At 63.9% G+C, this 20353-nt stretch carries 21 protein-coding genes; 12 read left to right on the forward strand and 9 right to left on the reverse strand.

Translation table 11 applies throughout. The annotated features are described in order from the left end of the window. Positions 1–18: 18 nt before the first annotated feature. The 5 genes from NWI_RS13340 to NWI_RS13360 all read left to right on the forward strand — a co-directional run bounded on the left by NWI_RS13340 (position 19) and on the right by NWI_RS13360 (position 5064). Entirely contained in the window at positions 19–1176 is a 1158-nt protein-coding gene (locus NWI_RS13340; RefSeq protein WP_041345646.1) for an ATP phosphoribosyltransferase regulatory subunit, read from the forward strand. Further along, positions 1173–2150, forward strand: a complete 978-nt coding sequence (gene hisG / locus NWI_RS13345; protein WP_011315770.1) for an ATP phosphoribosyltransferase — start codon at positions 1173–1175, stop codon at positions 2148–2150. The genes NWI_RS13340 and hisG overlap by 4 nt, the downstream gene beginning before the upstream one ends. A gap of 82 nt (positions 2151–2232) precedes the next feature. Further along, positions 2233–3279 (forward strand): glycosyltransferase family 2 protein, encoded by a 1047-nt coding sequence (locus NWI_RS13350; RefSeq protein WP_011315771.1) that lies wholly within the window; start codon positions 2233–2235, stop codon positions 3277–3279. Then, positions 3276–4151, forward strand: coding sequence for a ChbG/HpnK family deacetylase (locus NWI_RS13355; RefSeq protein ID WP_011315772.1), 876 nt, complete (start codon positions 3276–3278; stop codon positions 4149–4151). The genes NWI_RS13350 and NWI_RS13355 overlap by 4 nt, the downstream gene beginning before the upstream one ends. Positions 4152–4266: 115 nt before the next feature. Beyond that, on the forward strand, positions 4267–5064 hold the full coding sequence (locus tag NWI_RS13360; protein WP_011315773.1) for a DUF2076 domain-containing protein: 798 nt from the start codon (positions 4267–4269) through the stop codon (positions 5062–5064). A 109-nt stretch (positions 5065–5173) separates the two neighbouring features. Here NWI_RS13360 and NWI_RS13365 read toward each other — a convergent pair whose 3' ends face one another. After that, positions 5174–5953 (reverse strand): L,D-transpeptidase, encoded by a 780-nt coding sequence (locus NWI_RS13365; RefSeq protein WP_041345648.1) that lies wholly within the window; start codon positions 5951–5953, stop codon positions 5174–5176. A gap of 316 nt (positions 5954–6269) precedes the next feature. Between NWI_RS13365 and NWI_RS13370 the strand changes: the two genes are divergently transcribed. Continuing rightward, the gene (locus NWI_RS13370; protein WP_011315775.1) at positions 6270–7049 is read left to right on the forward strand and encodes a protein phosphatase CheZ; all 780 of its coding nucleotides are present in this window, start codon (positions 6270–6272) and stop codon (positions 7047–7049) included. 40 nt (positions 7050–7089) lie between these two features. Here the strand turns inward: NWI_RS13370 and NWI_RS13375 are convergent, their stop codons facing one another. Next, positions 7090–7605 (reverse strand): hypothetical protein, encoded by a 516-nt coding sequence (locus NWI_RS13375; protein WP_011315776.1) that lies wholly within the window; start codon positions 7603–7605, stop codon positions 7090–7092. A gap of 308 nt (positions 7606–7913) precedes the next feature. Here NWI_RS13375 and NWI_RS13380 point away from each other — a divergent pair, with 308 nt between their 5' ends. The 4 genes from NWI_RS13380 (at position 7914) to NWI_RS13395 (ending at position 12400) form a co-directional block, all read left to right on the forward strand. Beyond that, positions 7914–8210 (forward strand): co-chaperone GroES, encoded by a 297-nt coding sequence (locus NWI_RS13380; RefSeq protein WP_011315777.1) that lies wholly within the window; start codon positions 7914–7916, stop codon positions 8208–8210. Positions 8211–8353: 143 nt separating this feature from the next. After that, entirely contained in the window at positions 8354–10000 is a 1647-nt protein-coding gene (gene groL, locus NWI_RS13385) for a chaperonin GroEL (protein WP_011315778.1), read from the forward strand. Positions 10001–10105: 105 nt separating this feature from the next. After that, positions 10106–11305, forward strand: a complete 1200-nt coding sequence (locus NWI_RS13390) for a hypothetical protein (RefSeq protein ID WP_011315779.1) — start codon at positions 10106–10108, stop codon at positions 11303–11305. A gap of 132 nt (positions 11306–11437) precedes the next feature. After that, a complete protein-coding gene (locus tag NWI_RS13395) occupies positions 11438–12400 on the forward strand; it encodes a hypothetical protein (protein ID WP_011315780.1) in 963 nt (320 codons plus the stop codon). 91 nt (positions 12401–12491) lie between these two features. Here NWI_RS13395 and NWI_RS13400 read toward each other — a convergent pair whose 3' ends face one another. The 5 genes from NWI_RS13400 to NWI_RS13420 form a co-directional block, all read right to left on the reverse strand. Further along, positions 12492–12899, reverse strand: coding sequence for an META domain-containing protein (locus tag NWI_RS13400; RefSeq protein ID WP_011315781.1), 408 nt, complete (start codon positions 12897–12899; stop codon positions 12492–12494). Between the two features lie 349 nt (positions 12900–13248). After that, positions 13249–13707, reverse strand: coding sequence for a hypothetical protein (locus tag NWI_RS13405; RefSeq protein WP_011315782.1), 459 nt, complete (start codon positions 13705–13707; stop codon positions 13249–13251). 35 nt (positions 13708–13742) lie between these two features. Beyond that, positions 13743–15056: a glycolate oxidase subunit GlcF gene (glcF, locus tag NWI_RS13410; RefSeq protein WP_011315783.1), complete on the reverse strand. Its 1314-nt coding sequence runs from the start codon at positions 15054–15056 to the stop codon at positions 13743–13745. After that, on the reverse strand, positions 15053–16303 hold the full coding sequence (locus NWI_RS13415; RefSeq protein WP_011315784.1) for an FAD-binding protein: 1251 nt from the start codon (positions 16301–16303) through the stop codon (positions 15053–15055). Before NWI_RS13415 ends, glcF begins: the two co-directional genes overlap by 4 nt. A 45-nt stretch (positions 16304–16348) precedes the next feature. Continuing rightward, on the reverse strand, positions 16349–17842 hold the full coding sequence (locus NWI_RS13420) for an FAD-linked oxidase C-terminal domain-containing protein (protein ID WP_011315785.1): 1494 nt from the start codon (positions 17840–17842) through the stop codon (positions 16349–16351). Positions 17843–18191: 349 nt separating this feature from the next. Here NWI_RS13420 and NWI_RS13425 point away from each other — a divergent pair, with 349 nt between their 5' ends. Then, complete coding sequence (locus tag NWI_RS13425; protein WP_011315786.1) at positions 18192–18593, forward strand: c-type cytochrome; 402 nt, start codon at positions 18192–18194, stop codon at positions 18591–18593. Between the two features lie 9 nt (positions 18594–18602). On the opposite strand, the gene NWI_RS13430 is transcribed toward NWI_RS13425, so the two are convergent. Both NWI_RS13430 and NWI_RS17135 read right to left on the reverse strand, forming a co-directional pair. After that, a complete protein-coding gene (locus tag NWI_RS13430; protein WP_011315787.1) occupies positions 18603–19283 on the reverse strand; it encodes a TetR/AcrR family transcriptional regulator in 681 nt (226 codons plus the stop codon). 277 nt (positions 19284–19560) lie between these two features. Then, the gene (locus NWI_RS17135) at positions 19561–19716 is read right to left on the reverse strand and encodes a DUF3096 domain-containing protein (protein ID WP_009798840.1); all 156 of its coding nucleotides are present in this window, start codon (positions 19714–19716) and stop codon (positions 19561–19563) included. A 258-nt stretch (positions 19717–19974) separates the two neighbouring features. On the opposite strand from NWI_RS17135, the gene NWI_RS13435 reads away from it, so the two are divergent. Beyond that, the gene (locus NWI_RS13435; RefSeq protein WP_011315788.1) at positions 19975–20352 is read left to right on the forward strand and encodes a DUF1236 domain-containing protein; all 378 of its coding nucleotides are present in this window, start codon (positions 19975–19977) and stop codon (positions 20350–20352) included. Position 20353: the final 1 nt, after the last annotated feature.

Raw genomic sequence — 20353 nt, forward strand, 5'->3', positions numbered from 1 at the left:
TCCATGGGCTTTGATATTATGAGCCGTCGCGCGGAAAATCCTGCAACCGTTTCGCCCTCCCGGGCGGACCGACTGCTGTCGTCATTCATTCAGGCGGGCTATATCAAGGCCGAGCCCGCGATCCTTCAACCGGCCGAGCCGTTTCTGGACCTGTCGGGTGAAGACATCCGCAAGAGCCTTTACCTGACATCCGACCCGGGAGGCGAGGAACTATGCCTGCGCCCCGACCTCACCATCCCCGTCGCGCGCGACTATCTCGCCTCCGTTAGGGCCGGCAAGCCGGCCGGCTTCTGCTATCTCGGACCGGTGTTTCGCTATCGCGGCGGCCGATCCAGCGAATTCCCGCAGGCCGGCATCGAATCGTTCGGCCGCGAGGATCGCGCCGCCGCCGACGCCGAAATGCTCGCGCTCGGTCTGGAAGCGGTTGCAGCTTTCGGTATCGCCGACGTCGACATCCGGACCGGCGACGTGGCGCTGTTCACCGCATTGATCGACGCGCTCGACCTTTATCCGGTATGGCGGCGCAGGCTGATGAAGGATTTCAACCGCAAGGTCAGCCTCGCGCAGGATATCGAGCGGCTGACGCTGGCGTCCGGCCCGGGACGCAATGAATACGAAGGCGTGCTGGCGGCGCTCGCGGGCTCCGACCGCAAGGCGGCCCTGGCGCTGGTGACCGACATGATGTCGATCGCGGGCGCGACCATTGTCGGCGGCCGCTCGCTGGATGAGATCGCCGACCGCTTTCTCGAACAATCCACCCTGAAAAGCGGCGCGCTGCCGCACGAGGCGCTGACGATCATCAAACGCTTTCTTTCGATATCGGGCGACCCCGATGAAGCGCTCGGCCAGTTGCGCGCGCTGGCCTCCGACGCCGGGCTCGATATCCACCAGGCGATCGATCAGGTCGAAAGCCGCACCGGTTTCATGGCCGCGCGGGGCGTAGAAACCAACAAAATCAGCTTCGCGACCTCCTTCGGCCGCGGCGTCGACTACTACACAGGCTTCGAGTTCGAGTTGCACCTCAAGGACAACGGCGGCGAACCGCTGGTCGCGGGCGGACGCTATGATGACCTGATGACGCGACTGGGTGCCGCCGCTCCGATCCCAGCGGTCGGCTTCTCGGTCTGGATCGAGGCGTTGACAGACGCGTCTCCCTTGAGCGGGAGCGCGCCATGACCACCTCACTCGTTCTGGCCGTGCCTTCGAAGGGCCGCCTGCAGGAGAATGCCGAAGCGTTTTTCGCCCGCGCCGGGCTGACGCTCGCGAAACCGCGTGGCGTTCGAGACTATCGCGGCACCATCGCCGAACTTGATAACGTCGAGATCGCCTATCTCTCGGCAAGCGAGATCGCGTCGCAACTCGCGCGCGGCACGGTGCATCTCGGCGTCACCGGCGAAGACCTGATCCGCGAAAGCATCGTCGACGCCGACAAGCGCGTGGCGCTGATCACCAGCCTCGGATTCGGCAACGCCAACGTGGTCGTCGCCGTGCCGCAGTCCTGGATCGATGTCCGCACCATGGCGGATCTCGACGACGTGGCAACCGGGTTTCGCGCCCAGCACAACCGGCGGATGCGGGTCGCGACCAAATACATCAACCTGACCCGCGCCTTCTTCGCTTCGCATGGCGTGGTCGATTACCGCATCGTCGAGAGCGCGGGCGCAACCGAGGGCGCGCCCGCCGTCGGCACCGCCGAAATGATCGTCGACATCACGACCACCGGAGCAACGCTTACCGCCAACGGCCTCAGGGTGCTGGATGACGGCGTGATCCTGCGCAGCCAGGCCAACCTGGTCGCCTCCCGCGAGGCGGACTGGTCCAACGGCGCGCGCGAAACGGCGCGGGTCATTCTCGACCATATCGCCGCGCGCGCCCGGGCCAGCAAATATCGCGAGGTCCGGACCCGCTTCCCCGGCTGCGATGCCGCGCTGCTCAAGGAAGCGCATGATCGCTTCGGCGTGGTCTCGCCGTTCGGCGGTCCGACCTCTTCCGGCATGGTCACGCTGCACTGCCCGCCGGACCGGCTCTATGCGCTGGCCAGTTTTCTGCGGCTGCACGGCGCGGACACGGTGTCGATCGCCTCGCTCGACTATGTATTCGATCGCGACAACCCGCTCTTTGAAAAGCTGGAAGTGTTCCTGCGGACGTAGAATCCTGCGTCCCGGCCGTTGAACCGCGCGGTGGCGCTCACCATACAAGCGGGAATGAGTTTGACCCCGTCGGAACCGACCGATGACGCCACCCTCCAGCCTTCCAGGTCTTCCCGCGGACGAGGCCACCGCGATCGCGCAGGGCCTGTCGATCATCGTTCCCGTTTACAATGAGGCCGCCGGTCTTGAGCAGTTGCACGAACGCCTCAGTGCGCTCGCGGCGAAGCTGAGGCAGCGCTTCAGCCTCGCCTGCGAGGTCGTCTATGTCGACGACGGCTCGACCGACGACACGTTGAAACTGGCCCGCGCGCTTTCCGCCACCGTCCTGGACGTGCAGGTGGTGTCGCTGTCGCGCAACTTCGGCAAGGAAGCCGCTTTGATGGCGGGCCTGGATCACGCGCGGCGCGGCGCGCTGCTGTTCATGGACGGTGACGGCCAGCATTCGCCCGATCTCGTGGAACGGCTGGTGGATCACTGGATCAACGACGGCTTCGACGTCATCTACACGGCGAAGTCGCACCGGACCAACGAGTCGTTGCTGCGGCGGATCGGCGTGCACAGTTTCTACGCCATCATCAACTGGGGCGCGCGCCAGCGGATTCCCGAAGACGCCGGCGATTTTCGCCTGTTATCGCCCCGCGCCGCCGCAGCGCTGCGCCGGATGCCGGAGCGAAACCGCTTCTTCAAGGGCCTCGCGAGCTGGATCGGCTTCCGCCAGTTTCGCGTCGACTACGAGCCCGACGTTCGCGCCCACGGCATGACCACCTTCAACGCCGCGCGGCTGCTTGGCCTGTCGATCGAGGGGTTGACGTCGTTCTCGGTCGCGCCGCTGCGGCTGGCCAGCCTGCTCGGCCTTTTGCTGGCGCTCGCGGCCTTCCTGTTCGGCCTGTCGATCCTGTGGGAAACCCTGGTCGATGGCGAGTCGGTTCCGGGCTATCCCTCGCTGGTGGTCGGCATCATGACCCTTGGCGGCGTTCAACTCCTGATGATCGGCATCATGGGCGAGTATATCGGAAAGATACTTTCGGAACTGAAAGCGCGGCCGATCTATTTCGTAGCCGAGCACAGCGTGAAGCAGGCAGAGAGCGAACCGTCCGCCGGCGACCCGCCCAGGACCGCCGCCGAATGAGCGGCGATGACATAATTTTGGATCGAGCCGATCCAAAACCATTGCAACGCCGGATCCGGTTGTGCGCTGACGATTACGGCATCAGTCCGGGAGTCAACCGCGCGATCCGCGATCTGATCGAGCGGGAGCGCATCAACGCGACGTCGGTGATGGTGGTCGGCCCGGCCGCGGGACGCGATGAGGTGGAGGCGCTGAAGACCGCGGCCTCTCGCCATCCGCATTGCGCGATCGGTCTGCACCTGACCCTGACCGCGCCTTTTCATCCGCTCACTTTGCATTACCGGCCGCTGGATGGTGGACTGTTCCCGCCGCTCTCGAAGATGCTGCGCGCCAGCCTGTCGCGCCGGCTCGAGCCCGATATGATATTCGACGAGGTGACGGCGCAGATCGCGGCGTTTGGGGAAAGATTCGGCCGCGCGCCAGAATATGTCGACGGGCATCAGCATGTGCAGATCTTCCCTCAGGTTCGCGACGCCTTCCTGAACGCGGTCAAGACCGCCGCGCCCGGCGCATGGGTGCGCCAGTGCGGCCGCAGCCGACATTCGATGACGACACTATTCACCACCCCGAAGGCGTTGCTGCTGGATATCCTCAGCGCGGGATTTCGCCGCGAGGCTGCGCGCACCGGAATAGGTTTCAATCCGGCATTCGCCGGCGCCTATGATTTCAACAAGCCCGATTTCGCCGCGCAGATGCAGCAGTTTCTGAACGGCTCGCCGGACGACGGCCTGATCATGTGTCACCCCGGCTTCGTCGATGACACGCTGGTTGCGTTCGATCCCCTCACCGACCAGCGCGAGCGGGAATACGAATTCCTCGCCGGGGATCACTTCGCCGACATGCTGGCGGCCAACCGTGTGACGCTGGGCTGATCGATCGACAAGCCTGCCTCCCCCCGTCATGCCTGAAGAAATTTTAATCCGGCCGGCACTACTGGCGACACGGAAGACGACTACATCCCAACAGCCATCTTTATGGGAGAGCGCCATGACGCCGGAAGAACGACAGTTGGTTGACGATCTCTTCACCCGCCTCGCCGGCGTCGAGAATGCGCCACGAGATCCCGCTGCCGCCGCCGCGATCGCCGAGGGCCTCCGGCGCGCGCCCAACGCCCTTTACACGCTGGTGCAAACGGTTCTGGTGCAGGACGAAGCGTTGCGACGCGCCAACGACCGCATTCAGGAACTGGAGAGCGGCGGTACCGCCGATCAGGCCGCCCCAGGCGGATTCCTCGACCAGATGCGCGACACCATTTTCGGCAAACCCGCCCCGCGCGGCTCGGTCCCGAATGTCCAGCCTCCCCCGATTCCATCGGAACGACCGGCCTGGAATACCGGCGAGGCGCTGCAGCAGACCGGTCAAGCCGGTCGCGTCGATCAGGGACGTTTCGATCAGGGATCTGGCCGCCAGCCTTATGGCGCCCCGCAACCGCAAGCAGGCGGCGGCTCGTTTCTCGGAACGGCTGCGGCCGCCGCCGCGGGAGCCGTAGGGGGCAGCCTGCTTCTGAACAGCATCCGCTCCATCATGGGCGGCGGCGAAGCACATGCCGCGGGTTCCGGCCTCACAGGTTCATCGTCCAATCCGTGGAGCGGCGCGGGCGATCAGTCAGGCAGCGACCTGGCACGCGATGCGGGCGTGAAAGACCTCGGATCGCACAAGCAGGACGATCCGTCGCAAGCCGGCCCGTTCGACCACGCCCATGGCGACGACTACCACGATCAGGACGATATCGATTCCGACGACTTCGATGATTTCGACGACCTTGACGACGGAGACTACGCCTGACGCCTGCGGTTTTTCCCCCGCACAACGGCCGTCCTTATAGCGTTTTCGAGCGAAGCATGTCCCCGGGCTTGACCCGGGGATGGTTGCCGGTTCGCATGAAGAAAACGCGTCAGATCACGACGACCGTCGCGCCAACGCGAACCCGATCATAGAGATCGATGACATCCCGGTTGCGCATCCGGATGCAGCCGGATGATACGTTGGTGCCGATCGTCCACGGCTCGTTCGAACCGTGGATGCGGTAGAGTGAAGAGCCGAGGTACATCGCGCGCGCGCCGAGCGGATTCTGGGGCCCGCCCACCATGTGGCGCGGCAGATCGGGGCGGCGCTTCAGCATCTCCGCGGGTGGAGTCCAGGCGGGCCATTCCCTCTTTGCCGAGATCGTCTTGGTGCCGGCCCACAGAAAGCCGGGCTTGCCGACGCCGACGCCATAGCGAAGCGCCTTGCCGCCGCCCTGCACGAGATAGAGAAACTTGTTCGACGTATCGATGACGATGGTGCCGGCGGCTTCCTTGCCGTGATACTCGACGAGTTGCCGCTCGAATTTCGGATCGAATGCGGGATGCGCGGCCTCGCTCGCGTCCTGCTCCGGCATGGTCTGCTGCGGTTGCGGCGCATAAAGCGGACGCGAATCATAAGGCTCCTGCTGATAATGCGATCCCTGCCGCTGGTTATCTCCAAACAGCAACTCGATGAAGCCGCCGCCCATGTCGCGCCGTCCCGCATATGCAAGATGTTGCCCGGTCGGCTGCGGCGCGGATTGACCGGCGTAAACGACGGTCGGCTCGGTGAAGAACCTGGCTTGCAAGTCTCTTGCAGACGCCTGCTGGATTCCGAGGTCGGCAAGCGACACGCCCGCCAGAAGCGCGAAGGGTATGTGTCTGAACATCGACGTACTCTGCACTGTTTCGCCGTGGATGGTCGCCGGGAAGCCGCGTCGATCGTGGCGCCCTTCCCGCACAGTGAATAAGAATCCAAACCCGCGTCGGTTTGGTAAACAGAACGATCGTTGGATTCATCACACCGTCGGATGTGACGGGGTTCTTTCCCGTAGCGTTTATTTTCCATGAACGAACGAGCATCGCTCCCCGCGAGGAAACGCTCCGCGAGAAAGCAAGTGGATTCACGGCAAGCGATTTCCACATGAACCGGGCGTTAAAACACGCCGGTGTAAAACCGGACGAATCCAGAAGCCGGAGAGTCCGATGGCCGTTCAACGCAAGCGCTTCCGCGTCGAGGAAATCCTGAGCGGCGGCACGCCGGCTATCGCAACCCTCGACGAGGCGCCAATGCCGGTGCATCGCGAGATCATGGCGGAGCTGCGGGCGATCCGCCAGCAGATGGGAGCGCCGCACCGCAGCGATCCGAAGCAGAGCGACGCGGACAACGAGCCAGACGCCGGTCGCGAGGCCACCGATGCTCAGGCGCTGCTGCAAACCTACCGCACACAGATCGAACAGTGTGAAAAGCTCAAGACCGAGCTCGATTTGATCTATGAAGCCATCAACCGCACCAAGCAGGAGATTGCGGTTCTGCATGGAAAGAGCTTCGACGGCAACGAGATGGCGAAGGTCACCGACGAGCTTGACGCCGTGGTGGGAGGTACCGAGCAGGCGACCCAACGGATCCTGGAGGCGGCCGAGGCGATCGATCAGTCAGCCGGCGCGCTGTCCGGCGCGGCTTCCCCGGAGCAGGCCCGGCTGCTGAGCGAGGACATCCAGGAGCGCGTGATCTCTATTTTCGAGGCGTGCAACTTCCAGGATCTCACCGGCCAGCGCATCGCCAAGGTGATGAGCACGATGACGTTCATCGAACATCACATCAATGTCATGATGGATATCTGGGGCGGCGTCGACGCCATCCGCGCCCATGCTCCGCCGGTCATCGACAACCGCGTCGGCGATGCGAAACTGCTCAACGGCCCGAAGCTCGAAGGCGACGAGGGGCACGCCTCCCAGGACGATATCGACGCGCTGTTCGGTTAGATCCTGCCGAGCCAGGTTCGACCATACACTAACCCGACGCTCAGCGCTTCGGCGCGCAGCGGATATAAACCATGTTGCCATAGCGGGTCGCCGCGTCCGGATCGATGAAGCGCGTGACCAGCACGCGGCCATCGAAGGAGACGATCTCGCGGTCTTTCGGGCCGCCGGGCGGACCTTCCGGCCCGATGTAGTTCTTGCCGCTCTGGCTGCCCTTGAGCCGCAGCTCCTGCGGCGTCGCCTCATCGGCAAGATGCATGATGACGCCGCCATTGCCGCCCGCGCTGATCACATAGGGATTGCGGCACTGCGACTTTGCCGCCGCCTCGGTCCGCGCCCGGTCGTTCGGGTTCTGATAGGATGCAAGGCCCCACCGTCCGACCAGTTCCTCGGCGCGGATCGAGGCCGGAAGCTCAGGCTCGACGGGCGGCTGGGGCGGCTGCGCCGGCTGCGGCGACAGTCCGATCGAGCCGATCGATCCGCATCCGCCGAGAAAAACCGCCAGGGCCGCGGCCGCCCCAAGGTTCAAAGCCGCGCGTCCGCCGTCTGATCTGACCATTGTCAAGTTCCCCGATCGAATTCCCGGCCGCTGCGCCCCAGGCGACCGAGCCTATAGTAAGTGAGGTCGCGGCACCCGCTTTCGCCGACACGGAGAAGCCACGACATGATTGCGTCTATCCTACACCCCTCACTAACAGCTTAAGGGGCTTGCTTGACAGCATGGCTGCCAAGCCATATTCCCGCCAATGAGTGGCACTCTCGCAATACGATTGCCAAAAGGTACGAATCGCTCGGCCGCCGCGGATCAGAGCGCATGCATCCCGTCGATGGCAATTCAGAGTCCTGCGAACCCCCTGGAGGAGCGTTATGGCTAAGACCAAATTTCGTCCGCTGCATGACCGTGTCGTGGTCAAACGGATCGACGCCGAGGAAAAGACCAAAGGCGGCATCATCATTCCCGACTCGGCAAAGGAGAAGCCCTCGCAGGGCGAGGTCGTGGCGGTCGGTCCCGGCGGACGCGACGAAACCGGCAAGCTCACGCCTGTCGATATCAAGGTCGGCGACAAGGTGCTGTTCGGCAAATGGTCGGGCACCGAGATCAAGCTCGACGGCCAGGAACTCCTTATCATGAAGGAGTCCGACATCATGGGCGTGGTCGGCTAGCCGTATCACATCTTCCCCTCGTCATGGCCGGGCTTGTCCCGGCCATCCACGTCTTATCCGTTTCGGCGCGACAAAGACGTGGATGCCCGGACGAACGCGGGCATGACGAAAGCAAAACGATCGTATCATCAGGAGCACTGTAAATGGCCGCCAAAGACGTCAAGTTTTCCGGCGACGCGCGTCAACGCATGCTGCGCGGCGTCGATATTCTCGCCGATGCGGTGAAGGTGACGCTCGGCCCGAAAGGCCGCAACGTCGTGATCGAGAGGAGCTTCGGCGCGCCCCGCATCACCAAGGACGGCGTCACCGTCGCCAAGGAGATCGAGCTCGAGGACAGGTTCGAGAACATGGGCGCCCAGATGGTGCGCGAGGTCGCCTCCAAGACCAACGATCTCGCCGGCGACGGCACCACCACCGCCACGGTGCTGGCGCAGGCCATCGTCCGCGAGGGCGCGAAGGCGGTTGCCGCCGGCATGAACCCCATGGACCTCAAGCGCGGCATCGACATCGCCGTCGCAGCGGTTGTGAAGGACATCGGCAAGCGCGCGAAGGCGGTCGCCTCCTCGGCCGAAGTCGCTCAGGTCGGCACCATCTCGTCCAATGGCGACGCCTCGATCGGCAAGATGATCGCGCAGGCGATGCAGAAGGTCGGCAATGACGGCGTCATCACCGTCGAGGAGAACAAGTCGCTCGAAACCGACGTCGACATCGTGGAGGGCATGAAGTTCGATCGCGGCTATCTGAGCCCCTACTTCGTGACCAACGCGGAGAAAATGGCTGCTGAACTCGACGACGCCTACATCCTGCTGCACGAGAAGAAGCTGACCGGCCTTCAGGCCTTGCTGCCGGTGCTCGAAGCGGTCGTGAAATCCGGCAAGCCGCTGCTGATCGTCGCGGAAGACGTCGAAGGCGAGGCGCTGGCAGCCCTGGTGGTCAATCGGCTTCGGGGCGGCCTGAAGGTGGCCGCGGTGAAGGCGCCCGGCTTCGGCGATCGCCGCAAGGCCATGCTGGAGGACATCGCCATCCTGACCAGCGGCCAGCTCATCTCCGACGAACTCGGCATGAAGCTCGAAAACGTCACCCTGAACATGCTTGGCCGCGCCAAGAAGGTGCTGATCGACAAGGAGAACACCACCATCGTCAACGGCGCGGGCAAGAAAAAGGACATCGAGGCACGCGTCGGACAGATCAGGGCGCGGATCGAGGAGACCACCTCCGACTATGACCGCGAGAAGCTGCAGGAACGCCTGGCCAAGCTCGCAGGCGGCGTCGCGGTCATCCGTGTCGGAGGCGCGACCGAGATCGAGGTCAAGGAAAAGAAGGATCGTGTCGAGGACGCCCTCAACGCCACGCGCGCCGCGGTCGAGGAAGGCATCGTGCCCGGCGGCGGCACCGCGCTGCTGCGGGCCAGGAAGGCGGTCGGCCGCATCAACAACGACAACTCCGATGTGCAGGCCGGCATCAACATCGTGCTGAAGGCGCTGGAAGCCCCGATCCGCCAGATCGCGGAAAACGCCGGCGTCGAGGGCTCCATCGTGGTGGGCAAAATCCTCGAAAACAAGACCGAGACCTTCGGCTTCGACGCCCAGAAGGAAGAGTATGTCGACATGGTCGCCAAGGGCATCATCGATCCGGCCAAGGTCGTGCGCACCGCCTTGCAGGACGCCTCGTCGATCGCGGGCCTGCTCGTGACCACCGAGGCCATGGTCGCCGAACTTCCGAAGGACGAGCCTCCGGCCATGCCTGCTGGCGGCGGCGGCATGGGTGGAATGGGCGGCATGGGTTTCTGAGCCCTTCCACGGCACGACTTCGTCAGAAGGCCGCCTCTGCGCGGCCTTCTTTTTTCGCAAAGCAGGTTCTAGGCTAGAGGTCGATTCGACAAGCGGGGATTTTCCATGCGCGCGCTGGGGCTATGCCTGATCAGCCTGATGATCGTTTTGCCGGCGACTCCGCGGGCGCAGGACAGGCCGCTTCCCAGGACGACGCCCGGCGGCGCGGAGGTCAGATACTTCACCTCCATCGACGGACTGATGGAAGGCAACGCGGATGTCATCCTCAAGGAAACCCGCCACGGCAAGACCGTCACGAGCGCCGTTCTCGACGTCTGCTACCCCGCGGAAAAAGGCTCCGACCGCAAGGATCGCTTCGTCGCCAACCTCGCGGTAAACGGTTCGACCCTGACCGGCAGCACCCAAAGCATCGGCGACAAGCTGCCGGTCACGGTGAAGCTCACACGCAAGCCGACCGGCGATACTTTCGAGTTCGACGGCAGGATCAGCGTCGGCGAGCGCGTGACCGAGGTGACCTCAACGGACAATTCCGACCTCAGCGAGGCCGAGTTCAACGATGTCCGGACCACCGATGACGGCATCATCGCATCGCCGAGGGATTTCACCGAGGTCTCTCCCGAAGCCATCGCCGTGAAAGTGAAGATCGACGCCGCAACCGATCTGCTCAAGGGGTTGAGAGGACAAAATCTGCGGGTGCTGCTGAACAGCCTCGAGGTAACCTGCGAGGCGCTGCGGGCCGGTGCGCAGGTCATCGACATCAACATCGATCCGGAGCGCGCGCCCGCTCTGGTCGCCCGGATGAAGGCGACGCCCGGCGTGATCGCCGCGGGCTGGAGCGCCGGGATGTTCGACATGGAGCGCACCATCCGGTTTCCCGCCGCGGAATGGCGTGACAAGGGCAAGCTCAATCGCGACAAGCTCGCGGCCGCGATTTCCGGCGTGCTGGAAAAATCCCTGGACGCAAAGCCGGTGTCTGCAAAATGGAGCGAGGACACCGGCAAGTTGACGCTGACCTTCAAACGTCCCAGCACGCTGGCTCCGGCGCTCGGGTTGACCGACACCATCGAGGTGACGGCGTTGCCAGGTCCTGACAGGCCCGAGGGATCCGACCACATCATGCTCTGGGTCGGCGCTCCCTCGACCACCACGGCGGACGAAAGCGATGGACCGAGGCTCGGCCTCGCCGACGATCTGTCAACCGGCGACGGCGAAAGTATCGAGGCCAATGACCGCGGCGCGATGGATGCGCTGGCGAAACAGTTCAAGGCCCAGCGCTGGGACGTCGACGCATCGGCCTGGAAGTAGCGTTGGTGGATTTCGATGTCATCGAAAGATGTCGAAAGAGCACAAGCAAGGGATGAATGTCGACGCGAGGCATGGACCGGTCATTGTATGATCGTCGCACCATAGCGAGGGGTTTCGCTGGATGAGGGGCGAGTGAAAATCACGCTGGACATTTCCAGGCTTGTCGAGGAAGGCAAGCTGACGAGCGAGGAAGCCGACAGGCTCACGAAGCTCGCCGCGCACGATACAGCCTCGCTCGGCATCAACATCCTCGTCGGGTTTGCCGTCGTCGCCATTGCTGCCGGCGCGGTGGCGCTGGCGCCTGCGCCATTGACGGCGATCGGCTTCGGACTGGCGCTTTTCGCCGCGGGTTTCGCGATCGCACTTAATCGCGTGCAGCACTGGATGCTTCTCGGGCAGATTTTCCTTGTCATCGGTGCGCTGATGTTTGGCGGTGGCGCTATCGCCTATCGCGCCGATCTGCTTGCCACCATGCTGATCATCACAGGTGTTTTCGGCCTCGCAGCAATCATCGCCCGCTCCAGCCTGCTGATGGCGTTGGCGGTGCTGGCGGCTTCGGCTTGCCTCGGCGCGCGCACGGGTTATAGCCACGCCAGCTATTCGCTAGCCATTTACGAACCGACGCTGACCGTGGTCGTGTTTTCAATGGTAGCGCTGATCGCCTATCAAGCCTCGCAGCGGCTGCCAGCCGAGTATGCGCGGCTCGCGATCACAGCCGCGCGGACTTCGCTGTTGCTGATCAATTTCGGCTTCTGGATCGGCTCGATGTGGGGCGATCCGCTGATGCTGATGCGGTCGCTCGCCGCCAGGGACTTATCCTCGACGCTCATGACCAAGCCCGTCATTCCGAGCCTGGTATTCAGCGTGCTCTGGGCGGTGGCGTTGCTCGGCGCCGGGATCTGGGCAGTTCGGGCAAATCGACGCTGGCTGGTCAACCTCGTCGCCGTCTTCAGCGGCATCCATTTCTATACTCAATGGTTTGAGAAACTCGGCGCTACTCCCTTTTCGGTGCTGCTGGGCGGGCTGGTGATGCTGGCAAGCGCGATCGCGCTTTGGATGTTTAACCGACGGGTCGCGGATCGCGACAGAGCATGATCCGATCAAGTTGAAGCGGACCATGCTCCAGATATTATTGTGGGCCGCATTTTCTTGCGGCGAACAGGACATCCACGTCGCCGGAAACGCTTTAGTTCGTATTGAGATGGAAGCGCAGCCGGGTCGGTCCGACGAACGTGATCTCATCGCCCTGTCGCTCCCAGGTGTCCGCCGCGGAAAGCGCCGCCACCAGTTCGTCATCGGCCTCGGCCTTCTCCGGGGGACACGAGCGATCCTCAAGCGGGCCAGCCGCGAAGATGACAGTCTCACCGGCAACCGAGAACTGACCCTTCCCGCCCTTGCACCACAATTCGAGCTTGACCCCGCCGCTGTCGCCGATGTCCAGCGACGGCACCCGCTTTGATCCAGGCCGCGGCGGCGCATCGAGCGTCATCTCGAGACCGAACGGAAATCCACCCTGCGCGAAAGCCGGCCACGCGCAGGCCGCTCCGAGAGCGAGCGTGACCACACCCGACAAGAACCCGATCCCCGCCGCCATCTGCCCTCCCTGAACGACAATAGAGCCCACCCGCTTCCGATCAATCAGAACAGGAGCTCCACGGTTTTGGTTTGACGCGTTCTCTTCATGCGGGACCGTATCCCATCCCCGGGGGGTCAAGCCCGGGGACATGCTTCGCTCGGACACGCGGTAGAGCGCGCTGAGGCCCGATCAACATCATCGCGAGCGGACGCGATGCGCGGCGCCGTCCCGACGCCGAGAAAGCCACCCGCTCCTTCTTCGACCTCTGGATTGTTTCGCTTCGCGCACAGAGCCGGCGCGAACCGATGAATTGATCTCCACCTCGCAAATCGCGAAACGGCGTGTTCAACCCTGCCCTATACGGCTTTTAGTTGCCGTCCTCTCCCGCGCCCGACGTGGCCTGATCAGCATCGCCATAGGATGAAGCCGCGGGCTCCGGCATCGCCCAGCTGGTTTCCGGCACAACCGTCGCCTTGGGTTTTGGCGCAGCCCGCTTGGCGACCGCCTTCTTCGTCGACGCCCTGCGCTTGGCCGCCGGCTTCTTCGCGGCTTTTCCAGGGGATCGCTTCACCGACTTCTTGGCCGACTTCTTGACTGACTTCTTGGCCGATTTTTTAGCGGGTTTCCCCGGAGACTTTCTGGCGGACTTCTTCACGGATTTCTTTGCAGGCCTCTTGGCCGCCTTCTTCTTCACCGCCTTCTTTTTCGAAGCTGTTTTCGCCGACTTCTTGACTGACTTCTTCGTGGACTTCTTGTTCGCCGCTACAGCCTTCTTCTTGCTCTTCTTGGCCTTAACGCCCTTCGCCTTGCTGGACTTCTTAGCCATCGTGATCCTCCTGTGGCCGCTGATCATTCGTCAGATCAATTCAGCCCTGGCCGGGGGCCGCCCGTCGCCCAATCGAGAAGCTCAATCGTGTGAACAACAGGGACCGACGTTCCGCCGGCAATCTGTATCATGCACCCGATGTTTCCGGCGGCAATCATGTCCGGCTTGACGCTTGCGATGTTGGCGACCTTCCGGTCGCGCAGTCGATCCGCAATGTCAGGCTGGAGAATGTTGTAGGTCCCCGCCGAACCGCAACACAAATGACTCTCCGGTATATCTTTCACCACGAATCCGTTCTTGAAAAGCAAATCTTTCGGAAGCTGCGTGATTTTCTGGCCATGCTGAAGTGAACAGGCGGAGTGATAGGCGATGACGAGTTCGCTGCGACTTCCCGAAGCCGGCAGATCGAGGCTGGCGATATACTCCGTGATATCCTTGGCCAGGCTTGAGACTCTCGCGGCCGGTCCGGCAAAGTCGCGGTCTTCCCGTAACAGATAACCGTAGTCTTTGATGACGGTGCCGCAGCCGGAGGTCGTGATCAGGATGGCGTCGAGACCACCCCGCTCCGCTTCGCGGGTCCAGGCCTTGATATTGGCCCGCGCCCGCGCCAGAGCATCCCGGTCGTCGCCCATGTGATAGGCCAGCGCGCCACAACACTGTTCGTCCGCCACCAGCACCACCTCGACGCCGTGACGGGTCAGCAGGCGGATCGCGGCCTCGTTGATGCGCGGCGCCAGCACCTGCTGGGCGCAGCCTTGCAGCAGGGCCACGCGGCCCCGCCTCTTGCCCGTCGCTGGAAACACACGTCCCGCGGCCGCTCCGGGAGCGGGCAGCGACGCCGGCGCAAGCGCCAGCATCGCCTTGATCCTGCGCGGCAAGGTCGGCGTCACGCTCCCCTTCGCACCGGGCAGCAGCGCCGCGAATGGCCGCGCGAGACGCGCTAGGATCAGGCTGGCTCGAAAGACTTTCGGCCGCGGCAGCACGAAAGCGAGAACGGCTCGAAGCAGCCGTTCGGAAACCGGGCGCGCATAGTCCTTCTCGATCCTGACCCGCGCCTGATCCACCAGGTGCATGTAATTGACCCCGGACGGACAGGTCGTCATGCAGGCAAGGCACGACAGACAGCGATCGATGTGCTTGACGACCTCGGCCGTCGGCGGCTCGTCGTGTTCGAGCATCTGCTTGATCAGGTAAATCCGGCCGCGCGGGCTGTCGAGTTCGTCGCCGAGCAGCACATAGGTGGGGCACGTCGCCGTGCAGAATCCGCAATGGACGCACTTGCGCAGGATCTTGTCCGCCTCGGCGATATCAGGATCGCTCAGTTGAGCGGGCGTGAATTCGGTTCTCATGAGATCGGCGTCCGCGTCAGCCTGCCGCGATTGAGAATGCTTCCGGGGTCGAAGCTCCGCCGCACCCGCTCGGCCAGCGCCGCGACCCCCTTTGCCTGCGGATGAAATACGTCAACGGTCCGGCGCAATTCCTCGCCGGCGCGCAGCAGCGTGGCGTGGCCGCCGAGCGGAGCGAGCCGGCGACGCAACGATGCGGCATATGCATCGACGACATCGACCGACGACGGCAACGCCGCCCAGAGCAATCCGCCGGCCCAGTCGTAGATCACCTCGCCGCCGGTCTCACGCGCCAGCGCCTGTCCGAAGGCGCCCCCCGACGCCGGAGGACAGACAATCCTCCACACCGGCCAGCCGCCCAGCGGACCGTCGGCCGCGAAGGGCGCGACGTCGCGAACATCGCACCACAGCGCCGCCGATTCGGCACCTTCAACAAGTTCGCCCGCCCCGAAAGGCGCAAGATGCGCCGCGAGCGCCGCGCCGCGATGAGCAACCGAGGCTGCGATGCCTTCCAGCCGCAGCAATGTCGCGGCCTGCCCCGTTGATGCGAGAACGGCCAACGCCCCCCGCGCCGCCTCGAGCGCTGTGCGCGACATGTGCGCCGCTCCCGACACGTCGTAGGGCGATCCGAGCGCGGCCGTCATCGCCCGGTTGGCGGTGACATCATCAAGCCCGCGCAACACCAGCGTGCGCTCCGCCTCCGCCTTCGGCATCACCTTGAGCGTCACCTCGGTCATGACCGCGAGCGTGCCCCACGATCCGGCCAGCAGCTTGCAGAGATCGTAGCCGGTGACGTTCTTCACCACCCTGCCTCCGGCCTTGAAACCGTCGCCGAAGCCGGAGACCGCGTGAGCGCCGAGCAGATGGTCCCGCACGCCGCCCGCCTTGATCCGGCGCGGCCCCGCCAGCCCGGCGCCGATCATGCCGCCGATGGTGCCCCGCCCGGACCGGACGCCGAGCAACGCGGCGGTGTCCATCGGCTCGAACGCAAATTCCTGATTTCTGGAATCGAGCAGCGACACGACCTCGTCCAGCGGCGCGCCGGCCTGCACCGTAATGATGAGTTCATGCGGCTCGTAGCAGGTCACCGCGTTCAGCGCCGACACGTCGAGCACCGCGTCGGTCGTCATCGCATGGCCGATCGACCGCTTCGATCCGTGCCCGATGATCTCAAGCGGCTGGTCGCCCGCGACGGCGGCGCGCACCGCGTCTTCGACATCAGCGGCGTCGCCTGCTTTCAGGGTATCCACGTCATATGCCGATCATTGTGTGAAGCGCGTTGAACCATCATCCGATCAGAATCTCGGCAGGTCCGGAAACGGCAGCCTGCCGCCATGCACATGAACGCGGCCGAGTTCGGCGCAGCGGTGCAGCGTCGGAAACACCTTGCCCGGATTGAGAAGACCTTGGGCGTCGAACGCGCATTTCAGCCGCTGCTGCTGGCTGAGATCGGCCTCGCTGAACATGTGCGGCATGAGCTCCCGCTTCTCGATGCCGACACCGTGCTCGCCGGTGAGGACGCCGCCCAGTTCGACGCAGCACCGCAGAATATCCGCGCCGAACGCCTCCGCCTTGTCCATCTCGCCGGGCTTATTGGCGTCATACAGAATGAGCGGATGAAGATTGCCGTCTCCCGCATGAAAGACATTGGCGACGCCGAGACCGTATTTTTCACTCAACTCGCGAATGCGCGCCAGCGCCCTCGGCAGCGCGCCGCGCGGAATGGTGCCGTCCATGCAGATATAGTCGGGAGAGATACGGCCGACCGCCGGGAAAGCCGCCTTGCGGCCGGCCCAGAACAGGTCGCGCTCCGCTTCCGAACCGGAAATCCGGCAGGTGGTCGATCCGCAGCCGAGCGCGATGGCCTCGACGCGCTTGATGAGTTCGTCGACCTCGATGCTCGAACCGTCAAGCTCGATGATCAGCAGCGCCTCGACATCGAGCGGGTAGCCGGCGTTGACGAAGGCTTCGGCGGCATGGATCGCCGGCCGGTCCATCATCTCCATGCCGCCGGGAATGATGCCGGCGCCGATGACGCGCGCCACGCATTCGCCCGCCGCTTCGACCTGTGAGAATCCGACCATCAGCGCCCGCGCGGTTTCCGGCTTCCGCAGAATGCGGACCGTGACTTCGGTGACGACGCCGAGCAAACCTTCGGACCCGGTGATGATGCCCATCAGGTCATAGCCCGCCTGCTCGGGCGCCTTGCCGCCGATGCGCAGGACCTCGCCCGACATCAGCACAAGCTCGCAGCCGAGCACGTTGTTCGTCGTCATACCGTATTTCAGGCAGTGAACGCCGCCGGAATTCTCCGCGATGTTGCCGCCGATCGAGCAGGCGATCTGCGACGAGGGGTCCGGCGCGTAGTAGAACCCGGCGTGGGCCACCGCCTGGCTGATGGCGAGGTTGGTGACGCCGGGCTCGGTGACCACGACGCGGTTATCGAAATCGATCTCACGAATGCGCTTGAACTTGCCGAGACCGAGCAGCACCGCGTCGGCCAGCGGCAGCGCGCCGCCCGACAGCGAGGTGCCGGAGCCGCGCGGCACCACCTTGATGCCGTTATCGAAGCAGTATTTCAGAACGCGCGACACCTGCTCCGTGGTTTCCGGCAACACCACCACCATCGGCGGCTGCCGATAGGCGGTCAGGGCATCCGATTCATACGGCAACATTTCCGCCGCGCTGGCGATGACGCCCTCACCCGGCACGATCGCGCGCAAGTCCGCGACTATGGCGTCGCGGCGGTCGAGGACCGCTTGATCCGAGGCGGGCATCATGATGGTCATGGGCAGGCGCTCCGCGATCGCGACCGGACCTTGCCGATCGCCACAAAACCTTCCGGATCAACCATATTTCATCCGTTCTGTGTAGGCTCATCCGGACACCGCCACCGACGATGATAAAGGTACCATCGTAATGACATCTGCCGGAGACTGTGGCAATCCGAGCCTGTCCTGGAACGAAATCACACTCGAATCGTTCTAAGATCGGTGTTATCTTCCGATTCTGCGGCTCGTATCAGAGGTTATGATGACCTACGAGTCACAGAGGCATGAGCACCCTTCCCTCTCCGGGAAGGCGGCAATTTCCCCAGCTTCAGCCCGAAGCCACTCACAAAGACTTCAAGAGGTCTCCATGAAAACGTTCGCCATCTCCGCACTGACCGTCCTGGGCGTCACGCTCGCAAGCGTGGGCACTTCGTCCGCTGGGGACGTAGAGGCCGGAAAATCAGCCTTCAACAAGTGCAAGGCATGTCATGAAATCGGCGAAGGCGCCAAGAACAAGGTCGGGCCGGAACTAAACGGCCTGGACGGACGCCACTCCGGCGCCGTGGAAGGCTATGCTTATTCGCCCGCCAACAAGGCTTCCGGCATCACCTGGACCGAGGCCGAGTTCAAGGAATACATCAAGGATCCGAAGGCGAAGGTCCCGGGTACGAAGATGGTGTTCGCCGGCATCAAGAAGGACAGCGAACTCGACAACCTCTGGGCCTATGTTTCGCAGTTCGACAAGGACGGCAAAGTCAAGGCGAAGTAACGCCCGGCTTCAGTCCGTTTTATTCCCTGCCGGCGTCGTTGCCGGCAGGGCCGCCTGGACCACAAGACCGCGAGCGCGCGCATCCGTCACGCCGACCGCACGCAACGCCAGCAGGGTGGCGGCCTTCACCACATCGCGCAGCGACGCCTGATCCTCGAAGTCGGGCGCGAGCGGACCCACCAGCGCTTCATGCAGCGCGCCAAGCAGCGCGGTCGCGGCGAGCGACGTATCCTGCTGCGGCAGATGTCCAGCGCTGACGGCAGCTTTGATGCGCGTTTCAATCTCACCGACGATGTCGCGGCGGCTTGCCAGCCGGCTCGCCGCCACATCCACGTCGACCGGTTCAGCCAGAATGCCCCACGCCAATTTGCGGTGAGAGACCATATGCACGGCGACGGTGGCGATGGCGGCCGCAAGCGCCGAGGATGGACCGGGCGCGGCGTCAGCAGCGCCGCGTATGGCCGTCAGCTCATCCCGCACGACCTCCGCGATCAGTTCGGAAATCAGATCGGCTTTGGAAGGAAAGTAACGATAGACCGTACCGGCGGCGACCTCGGCACGAAGCGCGACCGGCGCGATCTGCACCGCCGCCATGCCCGCGTTGCCGGCTATATCCCGCGCGGCCGTCAGAATGGCGCGGCGGCGCGCCGCGAGGCGCTTCATCACCTGCTGGGTCCGCCGATACACCATGCGGGTTCCATGTCCCTCGCGCGCCCGCTCGAACAGGAGCAACGCGAGTCAGAACGTAGCGCTTTCGAACCGCCGCGAAAGTCCGCGAAATGCCGCCTGAAGGACTGAACACCTATTCAAAACGGAAGGCAAGCAACTTTGCGCGATAGCTCAGCCAGCCGGCCTCGACGCCGCTGACGTGTTGCGACGATTGCCTGCGCTGCCCGCCGCGCCCGCATCACCCATGCGCAGCCACCGCGCGCCACCACAGGCACCACGATGGCGTCAACATTCGACTTTAGAAATGCAGCATCTTGAATACGCCGAGGCCGGAAAGGCCGACGAAGATGAGATAGACGGCGACGAGCAGATTGAGAAAACGCGGCATCAGCAGGATCAGGACGCCTGCAATCAATGCGACGATAGGCTGGATGTGGGCTGCCGTGATGACCATAAGGAAACCTCCGCGGGATGCCGTTTGCGAATCGCAGAAAACTTTATCCGCCCCGCCGGCTTCTTAACAGGAGGCCCGCGACCCTGGCGGACTCCCCTTCATTTGCGGCTCCTTGCAGCGCCGCAAATCGCCCCCGGACTGCCGCCCCGCGCGGGAACGATGGCAGGCGGGATGAATTGGCATGACATTCAACTGACGGCGCGAAAAACGTCCGACCTCAAAATCCAAGACCAAACCAGGACCCAACGGAGGCTCACCATGCGGAATACCGCTCTGGCTTTTGCCGCGCTGGCAACCGCGACCGGCGCCGGGCTCAGCGTTCACGCGCAAGGCAACACGATCGGCACCGCGCCTTCAACCGGCATGGTCGTCACCCAGCCAGTGGAAGTGGAAGCCGGCGGCGGTATCACTCAAGAACAGCGCCGGGCGTTTCGCGACTATGTCGCGACCGAGCGCGTTCCCTCCTTCACCGTTTCGCAAAATATCGTTGTCGGCGCGGTGCTGGCCGACGAAGGCGTCAGCCTTTACGACGTGCCGCAGCGTTTCGGCGCGACGCCTTATCGCTACACCGTCGTGAACGGGGAAACCGTTCTGATCGATCCGCGCTCACGCCGCATCATGCAGGTGATCGATTGAT

Source organism: Nitrobacter winogradskyi Nb-255, from assembly GCF_000012725.1.
Lineage (GTDB): Bacteria > Pseudomonadota > Alphaproteobacteria > Rhizobiales > Xanthobacteraceae > Nitrobacter > Nitrobacter winogradskyi.

Bases quoted from the DNA above. Each gene is read 5' to 3' on its own strand.
- NWI_RS13340 (WP_041345646.1), top strand. From the start codon at position 19: ATGAGCCGTCGCGCGGAAAATCCTGCAACCGTTTCGCCCTCCCGGGCG.
- hisG (WP_011315770.1), top strand. From the start codon at position 1,173: ATGACCACCTCACTCGTTCTGGCCGTGCCTTCGAAGGGCCGCCTGCAG.
- NWI_RS13350 (WP_011315771.1), top strand. From the start codon at position 2,233: ATGACGCCACCCTCCAGCCTTCCAGGTCTTCCCGCGGACGAGGCCACC.
- NWI_RS13355 (WP_011315772.1), top strand. From the start codon at position 3,276: ATGAGCGGCGATGACATAATTTTGGATCGAGCCGATCCAAAACCATTG.
- NWI_RS13360 (WP_011315773.1), top strand. From the start codon at position 4,267: ATGACGCCGGAAGAACGACAGTTGGTTGACGATCTCTTCACCCGCCTC.
- NWI_RS13365 (WP_041345648.1), bottom strand. From the start codon at position 5,953: ATGTTCAGACACATACCCTTCGCGCTTCTGGCGGGCGTGTCGCTTGCC.
- NWI_RS13370 (WP_011315775.1), top strand. From the start codon at position 6,270: ATGGCCGTTCAACGCAAGCGCTTCCGCGTCGAGGAAATCCTGAGCGGC.
- NWI_RS13375 (WP_011315776.1), bottom strand. From the start codon at position 7,605: ATGGTCAGATCAGACGGCGGACGCGCGGCTTTGAACCTTGGGGCGGCC.
- NWI_RS13380 (WP_011315777.1), top strand. From the start codon at position 7,914: ATGGCTAAGACCAAATTTCGTCCGCTGCATGACCGTGTCGTGGTCAAA.
- groL (WP_011315778.1), top strand. From the start codon at position 8,354: ATGGCCGCCAAAGACGTCAAGTTTTCCGGCGACGCGCGTCAACGCATG.
- NWI_RS13390 (WP_011315779.1), top strand. From the start codon at position 10,106: ATGCGCGCGCTGGGGCTATGCCTGATCAGCCTGATGATCGTTTTGCCG.
- NWI_RS13400 (WP_011315781.1), bottom strand. From the start codon at position 12,899: ATGGCGGCGGGGATCGGGTTCTTGTCGGGTGTGGTCACGCTCGCTCTC.
- NWI_RS13405 (WP_011315782.1), bottom strand. From the start codon at position 13,707: ATGGCTAAGAAGTCCAGCAAGGCGAAGGGCGTTAAGGCCAAGAAGAGC.
- glcF (WP_011315783.1), bottom strand. From the start codon at position 15,056: ATGAGAACCGAATTCACGCCCGCTCAACTGAGCGATCCTGATATCGCC.
- NWI_RS13420 (WP_011315785.1), bottom strand. From the start codon at position 17,842: ATGACCATCATGATGCCCGCCTCGGATCAAGCGGTCCTCGACCGCCGC.
- NWI_RS13425 (WP_011315786.1), top strand. From the start codon at position 18,192: ATGAAAACGTTCGCCATCTCCGCACTGACCGTCCTGGGCGTCACGCTC.
- NWI_RS13430 (WP_011315787.1), bottom strand. From the start codon at position 19,283: ATGGTGTATCGGCGGACCCAGCAGGTGATGAAGCGCCTCGCGGCGCGC.
- NWI_RS17135 (WP_009798840.1), bottom strand. From the start codon at position 19,716: ATGGTCATCACGGCAGCCCACATCCAGCCTATCGTCGCATTGATTGCA.
- NWI_RS13435 (WP_011315788.1), top strand. From the start codon at position 19,975: ATGCGGAATACCGCTCTGGCTTTTGCCGCGCTGGCAACCGCGACCGGC.